The following is a 19,136-nucleotide window of genomic DNA, read 5'->3' as shown; positions in this document are numbered from 1 at the left end:
CATAGACCGACTCATTTGGTTACACCAGCGGCGCATAGCCGCTATGCGGCACGTCTACGTGCGTGCAGCGAAAGTGACCACGCACATCATTTTACGCATTACTTATAATGCTTTATCGCCATCAAAGACATTATGCATTTGCAGCATATATATCATTGAAGCCGAGTTAGAATCATTTTAACTCTCGCGGCAAACATATGTGAATCACAGGAGTTTGATGATGAAAACCGGTGCAAAACTGCCTGACGTAACCTTCCACACCCGTGTCCGTGATGACGCCGTCGAAGGCCCCAACCCGTTCCGTTGGGAAGACAAGACAACTGCGGATTATTTTGCAGGCAAGCGCGTTATCCTGTTCTCGCTGCCCGGCGCATTCACCCCGACATGCTCAACCTATCAATTGCCTGGTTTCGAAAAAGGCCACGGCGATTTTGCGGCCAAAGGCATCGATGCAATCTACTGCATGTCCGTCAACGACAGCTTCGTCATGAACAAATGGGCCGCCGATCAGGGTCTTGAAAACGTCAAGGTCATTCCTGATGGGTCCGGTGAGTTCACGCGTAAAATGGGCATGCTGGTCGACAAGGACAATCTGGGCTTTGGCATGCGCTCGTGGCGTTACGCAGCCATCGTCAACGATGGCGTTGTGGAGGCATGGTTCGAAGAGCCCGGCCTGATGGATAACTGCCCCGAAGACCCTTACGGCGTGTCGTCCCCGGAAAACCTAATGAAGCATCTGGACGAAGCCCGCGAACCGGCGCTGGCATAATCCTGTCATGCCCTACTTTGAAAGGCCCGCCATTTCGGCGGGCCTTTTTCGTTAGGTTCGAGTTTTAGCTACCACGTCTTCACCGACCTTCCGGATTACTTGCGCCAATCGATCGAACCACTCCTCTGCTCCGGTCGAGCTGCGACGCACCAGGCCAATGGTCCTCGCCGGTTGCGGCGCACCAAATCGCAACAATCGCAGACCAGGGACTGCATCCGTCTCGGCCTGCGCCGCAAGTTCAGGCATTAACGTCAGGCCAAACCCTTCGGCGACCAAACGCGACAACGTGGCAAGTGAGGACGCACCCATATTAATTTGGCCGCTGGTACGATCCTGACCGCAAACTTCTAGCGCCTGATCTGTCAGGCAGTGCCCGTCTTCCAACAGCATCAATTGCGCTGTCTTCAAGTCCACAGGCCGCAACTCTTCCGGGCTGATGGTCAATCGATTCATGCGAGTCTGACTTCCTGCCAGCAAGAACCGATCTTCGAACAGTGGCTCTTCGTGGAAAGTTCCATTTCCCAAGGGTAGCGCCAGTACGGCGGCATCTATTTCGCCCAAGCCCAACATTGATAGTAGCCGCTCGGTCCGGGCCTCGCGAATCTGAACCCGTAACGAGACATCCGCAGCCCGCAACCCAGCCAGCACCCCCGGCAGCAAATAAGGTGCAACTGTAGGAATAATCCCGATCGACAGGGACCTATGGCCACCCGAATGGTCGCGTGCAAACCGGTCCAACCGTTCGGCCGCGTTCAGGACATGTTGGGCATAGTCCAAAACGTCTCGACCAAGTGGTGTCAACAGGATGTCGCGGGCCTGCCGTTCGAACAACGGCCCACCGATCGAGTCTTCCAGTGACTTGATTTGAACTGAAAGCGCAGGCTGCGAAACATGGCAGACCTGCGCGGCACGGCCAAAGTTACGCTGTTCGGCGACGGCCTGGAAATATTGCAGCTGGCGGAAGGTGAAATTCATAACCCCTGACTATCATTTGGGGTCATTTCCGCAAGGCCGGTATATGGCTGTATGAATCGTTCAGCCGATCATCCGATCCCGCTCGGTCTGGTCCTCGTAGTGGCGCTTCAGCCTTTGCAACGCGATCCGCAGAACGATCTTGCCTGATCGCGCAGACCAGCCCATCCGCTTTTCAGCCAGCTCAAGCCCTTCTAGATAGCAACAACAGCGCAGCGCGACGTCGCTCAAACCCGGCCCAAGGTCAGACAGCGCGCGGGCCACACGATCCCTGGCACCAGAAGGTCCTCGCCCCACATGGCTGTCCGAGGCAAAGTCACCGCGTCCACCGCCTGTCAGAAAGCGATCCCAATTTTGTGTGACCTGAGGTCCGATCTGGGCCAGTTCGAAATCCTCACGCAAGCGCTCGCCCGCGCTCACCAGAGTTTCATCCAGAAACAGCTTGCCATCCCGGTCGCGGCGGCGCGCCAAAGCGATCAGCGGGCTTTCCACAGTGCTGTAACGGACGCGAGGCTGTGATGGCGCCCTTGCACCCGCAGTTGCGGGTTTGAATGCGGCCTGCGCTTCCGCCATGCCAAATTCATTCTGCGTGCGCGCTCGATTTTCGGCCTCGGCAATCAAATGACTTAGCGCAGCCCTGCCCGGGGTTGAAATCCGGTAGCGCGAGATTCGACCCGGACTATCGCATGAAATCCAATCATTCAGCGCCAGAGCCTGCGCGATCCGGCAATCTACAACTGCTGTTTTGGTAGTTCCTCCTTTGCCGTTGTCCCGAACCACAACAGCCTTGTCCATATCCTCGGCCACGGCAAGCACGGCACCGGATTCACACATGCGCCTCAGTACACGCAGCGACTCGCGCTCGAATTCGTCGTCTTGGGCTTCGGGCCGTCCTGCCTCAGACGTCACGATTGCAAATGAAGAACCTGTGCGCTCCATTGGCGCAAAGTGTGACTGGGCCAGAGAATGCAGAGCTGCATCCACCAAAGGATCGTCCCTGCGCATCTCAACCCTGCGGATCTGACGCAGAATGGTCGAGGCATGGCACCCTGCGGACCGCGCAATATCCCGAATAGATCGCCCTGACTCCGTATGGTCCAGATATCGTTGCGCCCCTTCGGGAACCCATGCCGGAACAGTGAATGCCACGCTGTTTTCCATATTTCTTCGCCCTCGTCGACAAAACAAACTGACAGTTTTAGCCGTCGGATTCTTAGTTAACCAAATCTAACTAGAGTTGCTTTCGTTACTCGTTCGTTAATCACAGACGGCACAGAGCAGAATTGATTCAAAAAGATAAACAGTGGTGAAACCATAGTTCGGGGTGATCCCGCACAAGGCAACACCCGCTTAGGTTGTGTCACATTTCAGACAGCGAAATTGAAAAAGAAGGAAAGCTGCCGTGCAGGACCTGATGACCATGATCACCACACTCCGCCGCCCGCGATTACTGGCCCGTGCCGCCAAGATCGGGGTGCAGGACTATAATCGCGACCGCCACCTGCAACGGCTTCTTGGATATGGATCAACACCGGGCGCTGGTGCAGCGTTGATCCGTTTGCTGGAATTGGAGCGTGAGATTAACGCGCAACGCATCGAAGAAGACGCGGCCTATTCACTGGTGCGCCATCTTGATCTGCTGATTGCATTAAATGGCGAAGCGCAACTGTATCAGGCCAGTCGCGCCACGCAGTATCAGTAATCAGGTGAACGCGTCCGGCATCGATGCTTTCTTTTCGGCAACATATGCGTCGAGCGCCGCCTTTACATCAGGGTCAAGCTGCGGCTGCTGGTAGTTCGCCAACAGATTCTCAACCCGTGCCGAAGCCAGCGTCCGTGTATCGCGGGCGCCTTCTTCTTCCCAGGTCTCAAACGGCTTGTAATCCAAGAGATCGGTTTTCCAGAACGCTTCTTTGAAGTTGGCCTGCGTATGTGCACAACCCAAATAGTGACCTCCGGGACCGACTTCGCGGATGGCGTCCATCGCCTGTGCATTCTCATCATAGGCCACACCTTTGGCCAATCCGTGCAAGACGCCCAACTGATCGGCATCCATGACGAATTTCTCGAAATCCGCCACCAAGCCGCCTTCGAGCCAACCGCAGGAATGCAGCATGAAATTCACACCCGACATCAGGCCCATGTTCAACGAGTTCGCGGTCTCATACGCAGCTTGCGCATCCGGCAATTTTGAACCACAGAACGAACCCGCAGAGCGATATGGCAGACCCAGTCGGCGCGCCAACTGACCCGCGCCATAAGTGACGTGCGAAGCCTCTGGGGTGCCAAAGGTCGGCGCTCCTGAATTCATGTCGATCGACGATACGAATGCCCCAAAGATCGCAGGAGCACCCGGACGGATGATCTGGCTATATGCTACACCTGCCATGACCTCGGCCAGGACCTGCGTCAGCGTGCCCGCGACCGAAACCGGTGCCATAGCACCACCCACGATGAACGGCGAAATAATGCAGGCCTGATTGTTGGCAGCATAAACTTCAAGAGAGCCCATCATCACGTCGTCAAAGGTCATCGGCGAGTTGATGTTGGTCAAAGATGTCATCACGGTGTTGTTCTGCACGAACTCTTTGCCGAACAGGATCTCGCACATCTCGATCGAATCCTGCGCCCGGCTGGGATCAGTGACCGAACCCATGAACGGTTTGTCGGACAGAGTCATATGCGCCATCAGCATGTCCAAATGGCGCTTGTTTACCGGAATATCTGTCGGTTCGCAGACCGTACCGCCCGAATGGTGCAGCCACTTGGACATGTAGGCCAGCTTCACGAACTTGTTGAAATCGTCCATTGTCGCGTAACGACGTCCGCCTTGCGCATCGCGTACAAACGGAGGGCCATAGACCGGAGCCAGAACCATATTGCGGCCGCCGATGACTACCGATTTCTCGGGATTGCGGGCGTGCTGGGTAAATTCGCTAGGGGCGGTCTTGATCAGCTCACGTGCCAGGCCGCGCGGCAGGCGGACGCGCTCACCATCCACATCTGCACCCGCGTCTTTCCAGCGCTCAAGCGCTGCCGGATTGTCTACGAAATTGACGCCAATCTCAGCCAATACGGTTTCCGCATTGGTTTCGATAATCTCTAGCGCCTCTTCGTTGAGGACCTCGAAATTGGGGATATTGCGTTCGATATATTTCGCGGTTTCGATCTTGACCGCCGTACGCTCGGCACGACGGGCGGCACCACCGCCACCCCGTGCCCTGCGCCGGGTGTTTGCCTCTGCCATTGAGTAAATCCCGTGATTGGTTGGTTTGGTAGATGTGTTACATGAACGGCAAACTTCGCCACAGGTAGTTTACGGCGCTCTAGAGGTAAAAGCGACATGAACCGCGGGCCGCTGCGACATATGTCTGTCGGTTACTACTTTGCCTTTTTCTGCATAACGACAGTGTTTCCTGACACCTCGACCTCAACCCACCCCAGATGAGTGTACATTTCGCGGGTTGCACGCATCAGCCGATGTGTCCGCAAGCGCAGGACTGAAAGCCCGGCCTCAACGGCCTTAGCTTCAGCAACTGCAAGCAGTTGCCGCGCAATACCCTTGCCCTGAGCCTCTGGCGAAACGGCGAGATTGAATATCATCACGGCCTCGGCCTGTTGATCGAATATGATGACACCGAGAAGTGCACCGTCCACTTCAGCAATGACGACCTGATGCTCTGCGATCTCATCCTCGATACCAGACGCAACATCCGGCAGATCGGCAATGTCTCTCATCGCATCGGCATAAGCGCTTGCGATACAAACTTGTATCGACTTGGCGTCGCTTCGTTCGGCAGTTCTGAGTTTTATGGTGGTCATGTATCAGCCTCCTTGCTGAATTGACGTCATTACGCTTGCACAAGCAAGGCTTGCGACCTAATAGCCAATCATGACCCAAGACAGCCATGACCGCCTTTTGATCATCGACTTCGGCAGCCAGGTGACGCAGCTTATTGCCCGCCGCTTGCGCGAACTGAACGTCTATTGCGAAATCCACCCCTACCAGAACGTCACGATGGATTTCGTGCGAGAGATGGCGCCTAAGGCCGTCATTTTTTCGGGCGGCCCTGACAGTGTTACGCGCGAGGGTTCACCCCGCGCCCCGCAAGAGATTTTTGACTACGGCGTGCCGATCCTGGGCATCTGCTATGGTCAGCAGGTGATGATGCATCAACTGGGCGGCAAGGTTGAAAGCGGGCACGGCACTGCAGAGTTTGGCCGCGCATTTGTTACTCCGAATAATCGGCTTGATATCCTCGATGGCTGGTTCGCCAAAGGTGATGAACAGGTCTGGATGAGCCACGGCGATCATGTCAGCGAAATCGCTCCGGGTTTTGAGGTGTTCGGTACTTCACCCAACGCGCCGTATGCCATCACGGCCGACGCCTCGCGTCATTTCTATGCGGTGCAATTTCACCCCGAGGTTCATCACACACCCAAGGGTGCAAAGCTCTATGAGAATTTTGTCAAACTGGCAGGGTTCAAGGGCGATTGGACCATGGGGGCTTATCGGGACGAGATGATCCGCAAGATCCGCGAACAGGTCGGGGACAAAAAAGTCATTTGTGGCTTGTCTGGCGGTGTCGACAGCTCGGTTGCGGCGATCCTGATACATGAGGCGATTGGCGATCAGCTGACCTGCGTGTTTGTCGACCATGGGCTGCTACGCAAGAACGAGGCTGCCGAAGTCGTCGGCATGTTCCGCGACAATTACAACATCCAGTTGATCCACGCGGACGAAAGCGAACTGTTCCTGGGTGAACTTGATGGTCAATCCGATCCCGAAACCAAGCGCAAGATTATCGGCAAGCTGTTCATCGACGTGTTCCAGAAACACGCCGACACAATCGACGGCGCCGAGTTCTTGGCACAGGGCACCCTGTATCCAGATGTGATTGAATCCGTGTCGTTTTCGGGCGGTCCATCTGTGACCATCAAATCGCACCACAATGTGGGTGGCCTGCCTGAAAAGATGGGTTTGAAGCTGGTCGAGCCTCTGCGTGAACTCTTCAAGGACGAGGTCCGCGCGTTGGGCCGCGAGTTGGGCCTGCCCGACAGCTTCATCGGTCGCCACCCCTTCCCCGGCCCCGGCCTTGCCATTCGCTGCCCGGGTGAGATAACTCGCGAAAAGCTTGAGATCCTGCGCGAAGCCGATGCCATCTATATCGACCAGATTCGCAAACATGGTCTGTATGATGAGATTTGGCAGGCCTTTGTCGCCATTCTTCCGGTGCGCACAGTCGGTGTAATGGGGGATGGACGAACATACGATTATGCCTGCGCCCTCCGCGCGGTCACATCCGTCGATGGCATGACAGCGGACTACTATCCGTTCAGCCACGAATTCCTCGGTGAAACCGCCACGCGTATCATCAACGAAGTCAAGGGCATCAACCGGTGCACTTACGACATCACCTCGAAACCTCCCGGAACGATTGAATGGGAATGATTATTCCCCCTCGACAGTGCTGAAATGCACCGCGTTTGACGGGAGAAGGACAATTCGATGAGCAACTACTCGGTACATGAAACGGCAATCGTCGATGAAGGCGCGCAGATCGGAGATGGCTGCCGAATCTGGCATTGGGTGCACATCTGCGGAGGCGCCAAGCTGGGCCGAAATGTTTCACTCGGGCAGAATGTCTTCGTTGGGAACAAGGTCATAATTGGCGACGATTGCAAAATTCAGAACAACGTTTCGATCTATGACAACATCACGCTGGAAGACGGCGTATTCTGTGGGCCGAGCATGGTGTTCACGAATGTGTACAACCCGCGTTCATTGATCGAACGAAAGGCCGAATACCGCAATACTCTGGTAAAGAAAGGGGCCACGCTGGGCGCCAATTGCACAATCGTTTGCGGTGCCACAATCGGGGAATACGCTTTTATCGGCGCAGGTGCCGTTGTTAATGCTGACGTGAAGCCATACGCACTGATGGTGGGCGTCGCTGCAAAACAGATTGGCTGGATGAGCGAGTATGGCGAGCAGTTGGATTTACCTCTCACTGGTCGTGGTGAGGTTACCTGCCCTCATACCGGTGCTCGATACGTGTTGAACGGCGATTCGGTCAGCAAAGCTCTGCCAACCACCTGAGTATCAGTGCCAGCACGCCGAACGGCTAAGAACCCCTTTTATTTGCGGGTTCGCGTCAGAATACTGGCATCATCTAAGCCGCTCACCCAAAGCGATCATAGACGGCCAGACTTACATTTAGCCTTGCTTCATCGGGTAAAACGCAATCTATTCAGCCCGTTGCACCACGGCACATGTAAGAGATCTCATGAACAGCAATAAAATGCAGATCGGTAAGGCGGCGCTGTGGATGACAGGGGCGATCGCCTCATTCACATCGATGGCCATTGCCGGCCGCGAGCTGAGCGTGACGCACGACACTTTTGAGATCATGTTCTATCGCAGCCTAGTTGGTATCTGCGTGGTGGCAATCGTCCTCTCGGCTTCACGCAAATGGCATCAGGTAACCACCAAACGTCTTGGTTTGCATGGTATTCGGAACGTGTTGCATTTCACCGGGCAGAACCTGTGGTTCTATGCAGTAACGGTGATCCCGTTGGCCCAGGTCTTTGCGCTCGAATTCACTCAGCCCATCTGGGTGATCCTGCTGTCCCCACTGCTGCTGCACGAGAGGTTGACCGCTTTGCGTCTGACCGCAGCCCTGATCGGATTTGCCGGGATTCTCATTGTGGCCCGTCCAGGGGCCGCCACACTTAGTCCCGGCGTTATTGCTGCGGCCGCATCTGCGATTTTCTTCGCGTTAACAGCAATATCGACCAAGTCCTTAACGCGCACAGCCAGCATCGGATGCATTATGTTCTGGCTTACTTTGATGCAGGCCGGTTTGGGTCTGGTTGCATCAGGTCTGGATGGGCAAATCACACTTCCAACCTTAACGACTGCGCCGCTTCTTTTGCTTGTCGGCTTGGCAGGCCTATTGGCCCACTACTGTATTACCAATGCCCTGGCCATCGCGCCTGCGACCGTGGTCGTGCCGTTTGATTTTGCACGCCTTCCGACCATCGCGATCCTCGGGATGGTCCTTTATCACGAGCCGCTGGATCACTGGACGCTGCTGGGGGCCGTGGTGATCTTTGCCGGGATTTTCCTGAACGTTTGGTCCGAGAACCGTAGCAATTCAGCAACACCCGCATAGAGCTATTTTGCTGAATAACGCTCCGTCACCGGTTGACCCAATTTTAAAGTTTAAGACAGTAAAAAGCGGTAACGAGGCCGAATACGCCCAATGAGGATGCGTATAACAGGCAATTTGGACAGTGTAGGGAGGAATATATGAAACGAGTGTTGTTGCACACATGCGCGTTGTGCATTGGGGCAACCGCGGCGCAGGCCGGCGGCCTAGACCGAAGTGGGCAAGGTGTTAACATCCTGTTCGAAGAGGGATCTGTCGTGCAGTTTCGGCTTGGATATACAAAGCCGGACGTAAGCGGATCGATGGAGGATCAAATCCCGACCAGCCCGACGTTTGGGGAAACGATTGACTCGGGCAATGTCTCGAACAGCTTTTTCACGCCGCATCTGGCATACAAGACTTCTTTGACCGAAAAGCTCGACTTCGCGCTAGTTTATGACGAGCCGTTTGGCGCGGATATCGACTATTCTTCGGATTATCCCTTGTCGCAGAATGTCTTGGCTCTGGCAGGTCTTCCCGGAGCAACAACTGACGTGCTTCGCGCAAAAGCAGATACCGATGCGATCACGGCTTTGCTTCGCTACAAATTGGATGGTGGCTTTAGTGTTATCGGTGGTCTCCGCGCCCAGCGTCTGAAAGCAAGTGTTTCAGTTCCGATCGCTGGTGCAAGCACAACACCATTCGCGTCCGGCGGATACCGCGTTGAAACCGATGCCGAGATCGATTTCGGTTACGTTGTCGGTGTTGCTTGGGAACGGCCAGATATCGCCGCACGGGTCGCTCTGACCTATAACTCGAAAATCACACATGATCTGTCGCAGACCGAAGCGAACGATGCCATCACTGGAATTGTTCCACCCGGTATACCCGTCGTGGGTCGCGTCAGCGCTGATTCATCGACCGAGGTTGTGACGCCTCAATCGGTCAATCTCGATTTCCAAACAGGTGTCGCGCCAAAAACCCTGTTGTTTGGTTCGATCCGTTGGGTTGACTGGCCGCAAACCGTGTACGCACCGCCGGTCTATACTGGTCTGACAGGTATTAACCTGGTCGACTACGAAGAGGCGACATGGACCTACTCACTGGGTCTCGGCTATCAGTTCAGCGAAGAATTCTCTGGCGCGGTAACGCTGGGTTACGAGAGCTCTCAGGGGAACTCGGTCTCGAACCTAGGCCCGACCGATGGGTTCTGGAGTATCGGTCTGGGCGGCACTTACTCTCTTGAAAAGGCCAAGATTTCCGGTGGTGTACGCTACACGGATATTGGGGATGCCACTGCCAACGGTACTGGCCCCGATAACCGTGCCACGTTCACTGGCAACAGCGCATGGAGCGTTGGTATTCAGGTGACTTACGCGCTGAACTAAAGCAGATGCAAATGTGCATTTTAAGCCCCGCCATCTCGGTGGGGCTTTTTCGCATGTTCCGGGTCGATATGCTGATTGAGAGATGCCAGAACAAGCCATGACTTCTCAGAAAACACTCACAGCTCGCACTTGGACCGAATTGATACTGCTTGGTGTCATTTGGGGAATGTCATTCCTTGCGATCCGAATCGCACTTGATACGATTCCCGTCATAACATCAGTTTTCCACAGGGTTTTTTGGGCAGCGCTGGCGTTGTGGATCGTCATCATCTTTCAACGCCAATCGGTCCCGAGCGATCCCAAGGTCTGGGGTATTTTTCTGATCATGGGGCTGTTGAACAATGTCCTGCCATTCTCGCTTATGGCCTGGGGGCAGCTCTATGTCGAAACTGGGCTGACATCGATTCTGAACGCTGCCACCGCGATCTTCGGCGTCCTTCTGGCGGCCTTGTTTTTTCGCGACGAGAGGCTGACCAAAACCCGCCTCCTTGGCGTAGGGCTTGGGTTTCTGGGCGTTTCAATCACAATTGGCCTCAGGCAGTTTAGCAACCTAAACCCAAGCAACCTGGGTCAGGTTGCGATCCTGGCTGGCACGCTTTCTTATGCGTTTGCAGCCATCTGGGCTCGCATCCACATGAGCGCCCTTCCCCCTCAGATCGCCGCGGCAGGTATGTTGACCGGATCTGCGATCCTGATGACGCCTGTTATGTTGTTGGTCGATGGAGTTCCAACCTTCACCCTGCCCCTGCAAACCTGGCTGGCAATCGCCTATTACGCCCTGCTGGCAACAGCCGGAGCCTATTTGCTGTACTATCGGGTGCTGCAACAAGCAGGCAGCGGCAATGTTCTGCTCGTAACGCTCATCATTCCGCCAATCGCAATCCTAATGGGTGCTTTGGTGCGCGATGAAGCTTTGCCACCACGTGCTTTTATTGGTTTTACGGTACTGGCGATCGGCTTGCTCATCCTCAGCCGATCTCGCCGACGCGATTGACGCCGCCAGCGGCCCGTTTTAGCTAGGGCAAAACAAGGGACGGCGGATTATGATCTACAACTCGGCAACGGACTGGCGTCAGGCTGCGCGAAAGAAGGTGTTGTTCTTCGGTATGTCCGGGTTGGGAAAATCCTATGTCTCAAACACGCTGCGAGATGCCGGGGACTGGTTCCACTATTCAATCGATTACCGCATCGGCACCCGCTATATGGGCGAACATATCGCGGACAATGCCAAGGCTGAGGCGATGAAAGTACCCTTTCTCCGCGAGCTTTTGCTGTCGGATTCAATATATATCGGGTCGAACATCACGTTTCAGAACCTGACCCCGGTGTCGACTTATCTGGGCAAGCCGGGCAATCCCGATCTGGGCGGCCTTGAAATCTCGGAATATCAGCTGCGGCAAGACCAGTTTCGGCAGGCCGAAATCCATGCCCTGTTGGATACCAAGTATTTCATAGATCGGGCCAACCGTCTTTATAGCTATCCACACTTTATCTGCGATACCGGCGGGTCAATCTGCGAATGGGTAGAGCCTGACAATCCAAATGACCACATTCTGACTGAATTGTCGCGCCAGACCCTGATGATCTGGATCAAGGGCGATGAAGCCCACACTGAAGAACTGATCAAACGCTTCGACAAGGCACCAAAGCCTATGTCCTATAAGGCCGAGTTCCTGCAGAGGGTTTGGGACGAATACCTCGCCCTCAACAAGTTTTCCGGCACCGAGGTTGATCCGGATGCATTCATCCGCTGGACCTATGCGCAAGCGCTGGCGCACCGGCAGCCACGCTATGAAGCGATGGCCCGAAATTGGGGCGTTACAATAGCAGCCGATGACATCGCCAAAGTGCGGGATAGTGGCGATTTCGATGAGTTGATCGAACGCACCCTTGAGACCCGCCCCAACCCCGCCTAAGTTCCAGACTTCCTTCGCAGTTTCAACAGCGTGACCAAATGCCGATCAAAATCCCCTCCGACCTGCCCGCCTTTGAAGTCCTGACAAATGAGGGCGTCATGGTCATGGCTGATGATCAGGCCGCACGGCAGGATATTCGCCCCCTTCGGATCGGGCTTTTGAACCTGATGCCAAAGAAGATACAGACCGAAAACCAGTTCGCACGCCTGATCGGAGCGACCCCGCTGCAGATTGAGCTATCGCTGATCCGCATGACGGAACACCAGACAAAGAATACCGCCGCCGAGCATATGGCCGAGTTCTACCATCCTTTTCAGGAGGTGAAGGACCAGAAGTTCGACGGCCTGATCATAACCGGTGCACCAATCGAACATCTGGATTTCGCTGACGTCACCTATTGGGATGAAATCCGCGAAGTGTTCGAGTGGACCCAGACCAATGTGCATTCCACATTTGGCGTATGCTGGGGTGGTATGGCGATGATCAACCATTTCCACGACGTTGAAAAACACATGCTGGATGCGAAGGCCTTTGGCTGCTTCCGGCACCGGAACCTTGCACCCGCGTCTCCATTTTTGCGTGGTTTTTCTGATGATTGCGTGATACCCGTTAGCCGCTGGACCGAGATGCGGCAATACGAGATCGATGCGGTTCCTGATCTGATCACCCTGCTTGGCAGTGATGATGTCGGCCCCTGCCTGATCGAAGATCCCGTGCATCGGGCGCTCTATATCTTCAATCACTTTGAGTATGACAGCGATACGCTTAAACAGGAATATGACCGGGACATCGCAAATAACACGCCGATTAATGTGCCTATCAACTACTATCCCGACGATGATCCAAGCCAGAACCCTCAGAACAGGTGGCGCAGTCACGCGCATCTGCTTTATGGTAACTGGATCAATGAAATTTACCAGACAACCCCGTTTGATATGAGTAAAATTGGCCAGTAAGCTTTTGATATCGCTCAGCGTTGCGCTTGTGGGTCTCGCCCTTGTGACCGCATGGCGCAGCGCGCAGCGTGAAAGCAGCGCCGAGGCTTCGTTTCCGCCAGAAGGCCAGATCGTCGAAGTCGATGGTGTTGCAGTTCATGCCGTCGTGATGGGAGAAGGGCCGGATGTGGTGTTGATCCACGGATCCAGTGGAAATACGCGCGACATGACTTTTGCGCTGGCCCCAATTCTGGCCGAGACCTATCGCGTCATGGTCTTTGACCGCCCGGGTCTTGGATACTCAGATAGCTTTAACCCCAATGGCGAAACCATTGTCGAACAAGCGGAAATCCTACAACGGGCCGCATCGAAACTAGGCGCAGAAAAACCGATCGTCGCCGGGCAAAGCTATGGCGGTTCGGTTTCGCTTGCCTGGGCTGTCACCCGGCCCGACAACATCGCAGCTTTGGTCCTGATCGCTCCGGCGGCGATCCCGTGGGAAACACCTCTGGACGCGTTCAACACTATTGGTGCGACGACAGCGGGCAACGCCCTTGCTTTGCCTTTGGTCAGCGCATTTGTTCCTGACTGGTTTGTTACGAAGGCGTTGGACCAGGTGTTTGCACCGCAAAAAGCCCCCGAAGGATATGCCGAGCATTTCGGGCCGGGCTTGACCATGCGCCAGTCTTCGATGCACGCAAATGCCAAACAGCGTGCAAATCTGCTGGATGAAATCACCGAGCTTCAACCCCGCTATGGCGAGATCTCCGTGCCAACCGAAATTGTCCACGGTACCGCAGATACGACTGTCGGGCTGGGCTGGCATTCCGAGCGCCTGATCGAACAAATCCCTGGCGCTGAGCTGATCGAATTGGACGGCATAGGACACATGCCGCAGGTTGTGGCCGCCCCAGAGGTTGCCGCCGCAATCGACCGCGCAGCCGAGCGCGCGGGTTTGCGTTAAGTCCATCCGTAATTCATAGTAAGATATGGATTTTATGGCGAGGCGTGCATGACCCAATCAGACCCGGACACTATCGAGAACTATTTTCACAACCACGCCCCAAAACCCATACGCTCGGCTATTGAAGAGGCCAAGAAGGGTGAAATTCTGAACCCGACCTACCCCTACTCCAAAAAGCTTAAAGGCAAGGAATACGATCAGCAGATGGAAGGTCTGCAGATTGAGCTGGTCAAGATGCAGCGATGGGTCAAGGAGAATGACCAGCGCATCGCTATCCTGTTCGAGGGCCGTGACGCCGCTGGCAAAGGCGGAACCATCAAACGGTTCCGCGAGAATTTGAACCCGAGGGGCGCGCGGAACGTGGCGCTCAGCAAACCCTCGGACGCAGAACGCAGCCAATGGTATTTCCAACGCTATATCTCTCATCTCCCATCGGCCGGTGAAATCGTGTTTTTTGATCGCAGTTGGTATAATCGGGGCGTTGTCGAAAATGTCTTTGGCTTCTGCACGACGGAAGAGCGTGAACGGTTTTTCCGGCAGGTCCTGCCCTTGGAAACCGGGTTCAGCAATGATGGCATCCACATTTTCAAGTTCTGGCTGAATGTCGGGCGTGCCGAACAATTGAACCGCTTTCTTGCCCGCGAAACCGACCCTTTGAAGCAGTGGAAACTCAGCCCGATCGACATCGCAGGCCTACACAAATGGGATGAATACAGCCAGTCGATTACCGAAACCCTTACACGAAGCCATTCCGAAAACTGCCCTTGGACGATCATTCGATCAGATGACAAGAAACGCGCCCGGCTGGCAGCCATTCGCACCGTGCTAAGCCAACTCGACTACGAAGGCAAAAACCTGGAAGTAGTGGGCATGCCGGATGAAAAGATCAGTGGTGGTCCGGAAATCTGGGATGCATAAGCTAATTGCAACACTCTGCTCAGCCTATGCTGGATTAGGCCCTAGCCGCTGCATATATACAATAAAACGCGCCTGAGGCCGGGATGACGAAACGCGGATATCACCACGGAAACCTAAAGCAAGCCTTGATGGAGGCCGCCTTATCCCTGATCGAACAGAAGGGACCGACCGGTTTTACATTGTCAGAGGCCGCAAAGACCGCTGGGGTCACTCCCGCAGCCGTCTATCGCCATTTCGAAGGGCGTGAGGACCTGATCGCCGAGGCTGCCCGTCAGGGGTTTGAGATGTTCGCCGACCTGATGCAATTTGCCTATGACAAAGGGCAACCCTCGGCGCTTGCGGCGTTTGAGGCCACGGGCCGCGCCTATCTTGCCTTCGCCCGCAAGCACCCCGGCTATTATATCGCGATGTTCGAAAGCGGGATTTCAATCAATCGTACACCGGAACTGGCGCTGGCCGCGAACCGGGCCAAAAACGTGCTTGAAAAGGCCGCCAGCGATCTGTCGCAGCATATTCCGCCGGAGAAGCGTCCGCCCGCTTCGATGTTCAGCGCTCATATCTGGGCCATGAGCCATGGTGTTGTCGAACTTTTCGCACGCAATACCGGCGCAAGTTCCCCCTTCCCGCCTGAAGACCTTCTGGAGAGCGGAATTGGAATCTATCTGCGCGGTTTGGGTCTGGTCGCACAGGACGAATAAGACCCTGCCAGTCAATCACTTTCGCGGGCGGTCCCGCCGTCGATCAACGGGACTCCCGCTGCCCTCACGCCTGCAATAAGCGCATCAACCGGTTGCGACTCTTTGAATACGCGGCGTTTCAGGGCCTCCAGCGGAAAACCAGGCCAAGTTTTCTGGTAAACATTGGCGAGACGCTGTGCCTCGACTTGTTCGCCATTGTTCCAATGCGCGGCCATCAGATAGGCCGCTGATATCGGCCCAAATGGTCCTCCGCGCTCGATCGTGTCCTCGTAAGTTCGGATCGCCGCTGCATAGTCTCCGGTATGAAAATGCGCAGACCCTAGTACATTGCCAAAGACAAGCCCGCCGCTGCGTTCCGCAAGCTCTTCATACCATTCAGATTGCGCCAGGATCCGCTCGAAATTCAGAGTATAGAGTGAAATAAGTGCATCGAATTCAGCGACATGCGGATCGGTGGGGGCCAGATCAACGGCTCTGCGAGACAGGGCTGATGCCCGATCGTAATTGCCCAGTGCAAATTCCAGCCAGGCCCGCGCCGAAAGCGCCCAAGCCTCATCAGGTGCGATATCCATCGCATGGGCGCTTTTTTCATTGGCAGACTTCAAATACTTTTCTGCATCCGGTTCAAAGAACAACAAAATGGCCAGCATGGTCTCGACCTGTGCCGCTCCGGCATAGCCACAGAAAAAGAGTGGATCTCGTTCAATCGCCGTCTCAAAAATCAGCAAAGCCGGTTGCAGACGCGATAGGTCAACGACGGGGAACATCACATCGCGGCCAGCACTGCAAAGGTTTATCGCTTCTACCCGGGCGGGAGATACGTCATAAATCGCACTTTGCCCTCGGCCCACAGCGCTGCGTGGCTCATTCTTTGAATAATAGCCTGATACCCAGATGCCTACGCCAATCAAAGCCAGAAAGAACGCGATGACCAACGCGCTTCGCCGAATGCCCTGTGGGTTCTGGGCTTGCGAACTCCCCAGCGTAAATTCGGGTGCATAGCTACCGACAGGCAGCGAAATCACCACCGCATCAGTTGCGCCATCACCTCCGTAGTAAGCTTTTAGCTTTCGCCGGACACGACCCGCATCGACGCGCACAACCCCTTCCCGCTTGGTCAAGTCGTCGGCGCTGTAACCATAAACATCCATGGCAATGGTCTTGGCGCGGATCTCATCCTTGCGGCCCGCAAGCGCTTCGGTCACGACATAGCTAAGAAAGGTCCGCATTCGGGCAGATCCTTTGAAGCCACCTGAGTTCAATACCCGCTCAAGAGCACTTCGCACCTCCTCATCCGAGAAAGAAGGCGCTGTGTCACGTTGTTTGTTATCCGCCTGGGCAGTCAAGAACTATCCTTTCATGACAATGGCTTGACCCCATGGTGCTACGGTAGCATGCGGCTTTATACGTTCAAGTCATATTCTAGGGAACGCATGCTTTACGAGCAATTTCCACGAAGGCAACGCGGATGGACGAAGAAGACTTCTTTGACGCACAATTCCCGGGAACCTCCGTTCTGATGCGAAACATGCGCGCCCAAGACAGTGAGTTCGACCGGATTTGCCTCGATTATCAGGAGATGATGACCGAGCTGGCACAGTCTCCTCTTTCCGACACGGGCGTTCGCCCTCGGTACCTCGCGGATCTGGCGGAAACCGTTACTGATTTGCGAAGCTCTATCGAAGCAAAGCTGTCAGACATTCCGGGTACGCCTGGGCATATGGATAAAACGAAAGGCTTGAAATGACCCTGAAACACATTTTGCCCGCGCTAATCCTCACTGCAGGTTCGGCATATGCCCAACAGAACCCGATTATTCACGATGGTGAGTTCGAATTTCTGCGTGCCCAGTTCGGCGCGGTCTGGGATGCCCAGGACATTGAGATTGACGCGAAACTGGCCGAAATCCGCGACGCAAACGGGGGCAAACCACCCAATATCCTGTACATCCTGATCGACGACATCAGCTTTGGTCAGATGGGTGATCGCAAGATGAACTACGTCATGGGCATCGAAACGCCCAGCATCAACCAGTTCGCCACCGAAGGTTTGTCGCTGATGCGAATGTACACGGAACCCTCGTGCACGCCGACCCGAACGGCGATGCTGACCGGGCGACATCCGGTGCGTGCCGGTGTGACAGAAGTCAAAGTGGCTCTGGTAGGCGAAGGCCTTCCAGCCAGCGAGGTGACCCTGCCCGAGATCCTAAAAGAGGTTGGCTACAACACCGTGCATGTTGGCAAGTGGCACCAAGGTGACATCGAACAGGCCTACCCCCACAACCAAGGTTTCGATTGGGCCGCCTTCCCCCTGCATCAACAAGTTCAACTGAGCCTCATGACCCCCGAGGCGATGCGCGCGAATAACATGCTTGGATACGTGCCCGAGGGGCAGAACAATCAGTTTCTGCTGGATGAACGTTTCAAGCCCTACGGGCTGGTGACCGGTGTCGAGGCAGAAGCAGGCGGCACCGCTCGAGAGGTGGATATGTCACCGGGCGAGGTCTGGACCCAAGCCAAGTATGAAGCGATGAACGAGAGGTATCAGCGTCAGGCTCTTGAGCAATTGGAGCGTGCCGCAGCCGAGGAAGAACCGTTTTTCCTGCAATATTGGCCGCTCTACCCGCTGAATTTCGTTTATGCCGAGAACGCGATCTCTCGCAACGGCGGGTTTCATGCTGACAAACTGCAACTACTGGATGGCTGGATCGGTGACCTGCTGGTCAAGCTCGAAGAAACCGGAGAAGCCGACAACACGATTGTGGTTTTGATGGCCGACAATGGACTGATGTACCACTACGAAGGAACTTCGGGGCTCAATCAACTGATCTATCGTGGCGGTAAGACCCAACATCTGGAAGGTGGCGTACGCACGGATGCATTCATTCGCTGGCCCGGAGTAATCGAGGCTGACAGCGCCGCCGGAGATATCTTTCATGTGTCTGATATCTATACCACAATGGCTCGGATCGCAGGCGCGACTGATCATATCCCGCGCGACCGCATCATCGATGGTGTCGATCAGACCGCCCTGCTGCTGAACGGTGAAGGCAACGGTCGCCGCGATTATGTATATGTCTATGAAGGCCCGGTTTTGCGCTCGGTGGTCAAGCAGGAATTCAAAATGCACCTGCCCGCGCCCGGCCAACCCGGAGCGGCGGCCCCGACCTTCAACATCTATCGTGATCCACGCGAACTGCACCCTTTGGTCGGTTACTCACTTTGGGCCGGAGCGTCGTTTCAGGACATGATCAAACGCCATCAGAAGATGATCGCGAAACATCCACATTCCGAAATCGGGCGCGGCATCCCCTACGAGGGCATCGACAACCTGCGCCCGGAATCTGAACTGGCTCGCGATGTATTCACCAGCTGGCAGCAGTGAAGGCTACAGAAATTCCTGTTTAAATATGATAATGTTTTAAT

19 protein-coding genes are annotated in these 19,136 nt (G+C 55.2%); 14 read left to right on the top strand and 5 right to left on the bottom strand.

Annotated elements, in window-relative coordinates; genetic code table 11:
* Positions 1 to 220 precede the first annotated feature (220 nt).
* Positions 221 to 769 (top strand): peroxiredoxin, encoded by a 549-nt coding sequence (locus ACRZ9U_RS00470; RefSeq protein ID WP_170405407.1) that lies wholly within the window; start codon positions 221 to 223, stop codon positions 767 to 769.
* 51 nt (positions 770 to 820) lie between these two features.
* Here ACRZ9U_RS00470 and ACRZ9U_RS00465 read toward each other — a convergent pair whose 3' ends face one another.
* Positions 821 to 1,744, bottom strand: a complete 924-nt coding sequence (locus tag ACRZ9U_RS00465) for a hydrogen peroxide-inducible genes activator (protein ID WP_480901218.1) — start codon at positions 1,742 to 1,744, stop codon at positions 821 to 823.
* A 60-nt stretch (positions 1,745 to 1,804) separates the two neighbouring features.
* Positions 1,805 to 2,902 carry a DUF6456 domain-containing protein gene (locus ACRZ9U_RS00460; RefSeq protein WP_170405402.1) on the bottom strand — a complete coding sequence of 366 codons (1,098 nt, stop codon included), beginning with the start codon at positions 2,900 to 2,902 and terminating at the stop codon, positions 1,805 to 1,807.
* A gap of 241 nt (positions 2,903 to 3,143) precedes the next feature.
* Between ACRZ9U_RS00460 and ACRZ9U_RS00455 the strand changes: the two genes are divergently transcribed.
* Positions 3,144 to 3,443, top strand: a complete 300-nt coding sequence (locus ACRZ9U_RS00455) for a DUF6477 family protein (RefSeq protein ID WP_170405399.1) — start codon at positions 3,144 to 3,146, stop codon at positions 3,441 to 3,443.
* Here ACRZ9U_RS00455 and ACRZ9U_RS00450 read toward each other — a convergent pair whose 3' ends face one another.
* Positions 3,444 to 4,988, bottom strand: a complete 1,545-nt coding sequence (locus ACRZ9U_RS00450) for a trimethylamine methyltransferase family protein (RefSeq protein WP_170735167.1) — start codon at positions 4,986 to 4,988, stop codon at positions 3,444 to 3,446.
* Positions 4,989 to 5,122: 134 nt separating this feature from the next.
* Positions 5,123 to 5,563, bottom strand: coding sequence for a GNAT family N-acetyltransferase (locus ACRZ9U_RS00445; RefSeq protein WP_170405393.1), 441 nt, complete (start codon positions 5,561 to 5,563; stop codon positions 5,123 to 5,125).
* Between the two features lie 70 nt (positions 5,564 to 5,633).
* Between ACRZ9U_RS00445 and guaA the strand changes: the two genes are divergently transcribed.
* The 10 genes from guaA to ACRZ9U_RS00395 all read left to right on the top strand — a co-directional run bounded on the left by guaA (position 5,634) and on the right by ACRZ9U_RS00395 (position 15,711).
* Positions 5,634 to 7,193, top strand: coding sequence for a glutamine-hydrolyzing GMP synthase (gene guaA, locus ACRZ9U_RS00440; protein WP_170393252.1), 1,560 nt, complete (start codon positions 5,634 to 5,636; stop codon positions 7,191 to 7,193).
* A 57-nt stretch (positions 7,194 to 7,250) separates the two neighbouring features.
* Positions 7,251 to 7,841: an acyltransferase gene (locus ACRZ9U_RS00435; protein WP_170393253.1), complete on the top strand. Its 591-nt coding sequence runs from the start codon at positions 7,251 to 7,253 to the stop codon at positions 7,839 to 7,841.
* Between the two features lie 187 nt (positions 7,842 to 8,028).
* Positions 8,029 to 8,916, top strand: a complete 888-nt coding sequence (locus ACRZ9U_RS00430) for a DMT family transporter (protein ID WP_170405390.1) — start codon at positions 8,029 to 8,031, stop codon at positions 8,914 to 8,916.
* 137 nt (positions 8,917 to 9,053) lie between these two features.
* On the top strand, positions 9,054 to 10,280 hold the full coding sequence (locus ACRZ9U_RS00425; RefSeq protein ID WP_170393255.1) for an OmpP1/FadL family transporter: 1,227 nt from the start codon (positions 9,054 to 9,056) through the stop codon (positions 10,278 to 10,280).
* Between the two features lie 97 nt (positions 10,281 to 10,377).
* Complete coding sequence (locus ACRZ9U_RS00420; protein WP_170405387.1) at positions 10,378 to 11,274, top strand: DMT family transporter; 897 nt, start codon at positions 10,378 to 10,380, stop codon at positions 11,272 to 11,274.
* A gap of 49 nt (positions 11,275 to 11,323) precedes the next feature.
* A complete protein-coding gene (locus tag ACRZ9U_RS00415; RefSeq protein ID WP_170405384.1) occupies positions 11,324 to 12,196 on the top strand; it encodes an ATPase in 873 nt (290 codons plus the stop codon).
* A gap of 38 nt (positions 12,197 to 12,234) precedes the next feature.
* Positions 12,235 to 13,152, top strand: a complete 918-nt coding sequence (metA, locus tag ACRZ9U_RS00410; RefSeq protein WP_170393257.1) for a homoserine O-acetyltransferase MetA — start codon at positions 12,235 to 12,237, stop codon at positions 13,150 to 13,152.
* Complete coding sequence (locus tag ACRZ9U_RS00405; RefSeq protein ID WP_170405381.1) at positions 13,142 to 14,095, top strand: alpha/beta fold hydrolase; 954 nt, start codon at positions 13,142 to 13,144, stop codon at positions 14,093 to 14,095. The genes metA and ACRZ9U_RS00405 overlap by 11 nt, the downstream gene beginning before the upstream one ends.
* 48 nt (positions 14,096 to 14,143) lie before the next feature.
* Complete coding sequence (gene ppk2 / locus ACRZ9U_RS00400; protein WP_170393259.1) at positions 14,144 to 15,013, top strand: polyphosphate kinase 2; 870 nt, start codon at positions 14,144 to 14,146, stop codon at positions 15,011 to 15,013.
* Between the two features lie 83 nt (positions 15,014 to 15,096).
* Entirely contained in the window at positions 15,097 to 15,711 is a 615-nt protein-coding gene (locus ACRZ9U_RS00395; RefSeq protein WP_170393260.1) for a TetR/AcrR family transcriptional regulator, read from the top strand.
* 11 nt (positions 15,712 to 15,722) lie between these two features.
* On the opposite strand, the gene ACRZ9U_RS00390 is transcribed toward ACRZ9U_RS00395, so the two are convergent.
* The gene (locus ACRZ9U_RS00390; RefSeq protein ID WP_480885989.1) at positions 15,723 to 16,940 is read right to left on the bottom strand and encodes a tetratricopeptide repeat protein; all 1,218 of its coding nucleotides are present in this window, start codon (positions 16,938 to 16,940) and stop codon (positions 15,723 to 15,725) included.
* Positions 16,941 to 17,179: 239 nt separating this feature from the next.
* On the opposite strand from ACRZ9U_RS00390, the gene ACRZ9U_RS00385 reads away from it, so the two are divergent.
* Positions 17,180 to 17,458: a hypothetical protein gene (locus tag ACRZ9U_RS00385; protein WP_480901216.1), complete on the top strand. Its 279-nt coding sequence runs from the start codon at positions 17,180 to 17,182 to the stop codon at positions 17,456 to 17,458.
* On the top strand, positions 17,455 to 19,095 hold the full coding sequence (locus tag ACRZ9U_RS00380; protein WP_170405371.1) for a sulfatase-like hydrolase/transferase: 1,641 nt from the start codon (positions 17,455 to 17,457) through the stop codon (positions 19,093 to 19,095). The genes ACRZ9U_RS00385 and ACRZ9U_RS00380 overlap by 4 nt, the downstream gene beginning before the upstream one ends.
* Positions 19,096 to 19,136 lie beyond the last annotated feature (41 nt).

Source organism: Ruegeria sp. D7 (assembly GCF_056534355.1).
The sequence above is the reverse complement of the archived record's forward strand: the minus strand, read 5'-3'. Positions and strand labels throughout refer to the sequence as shown.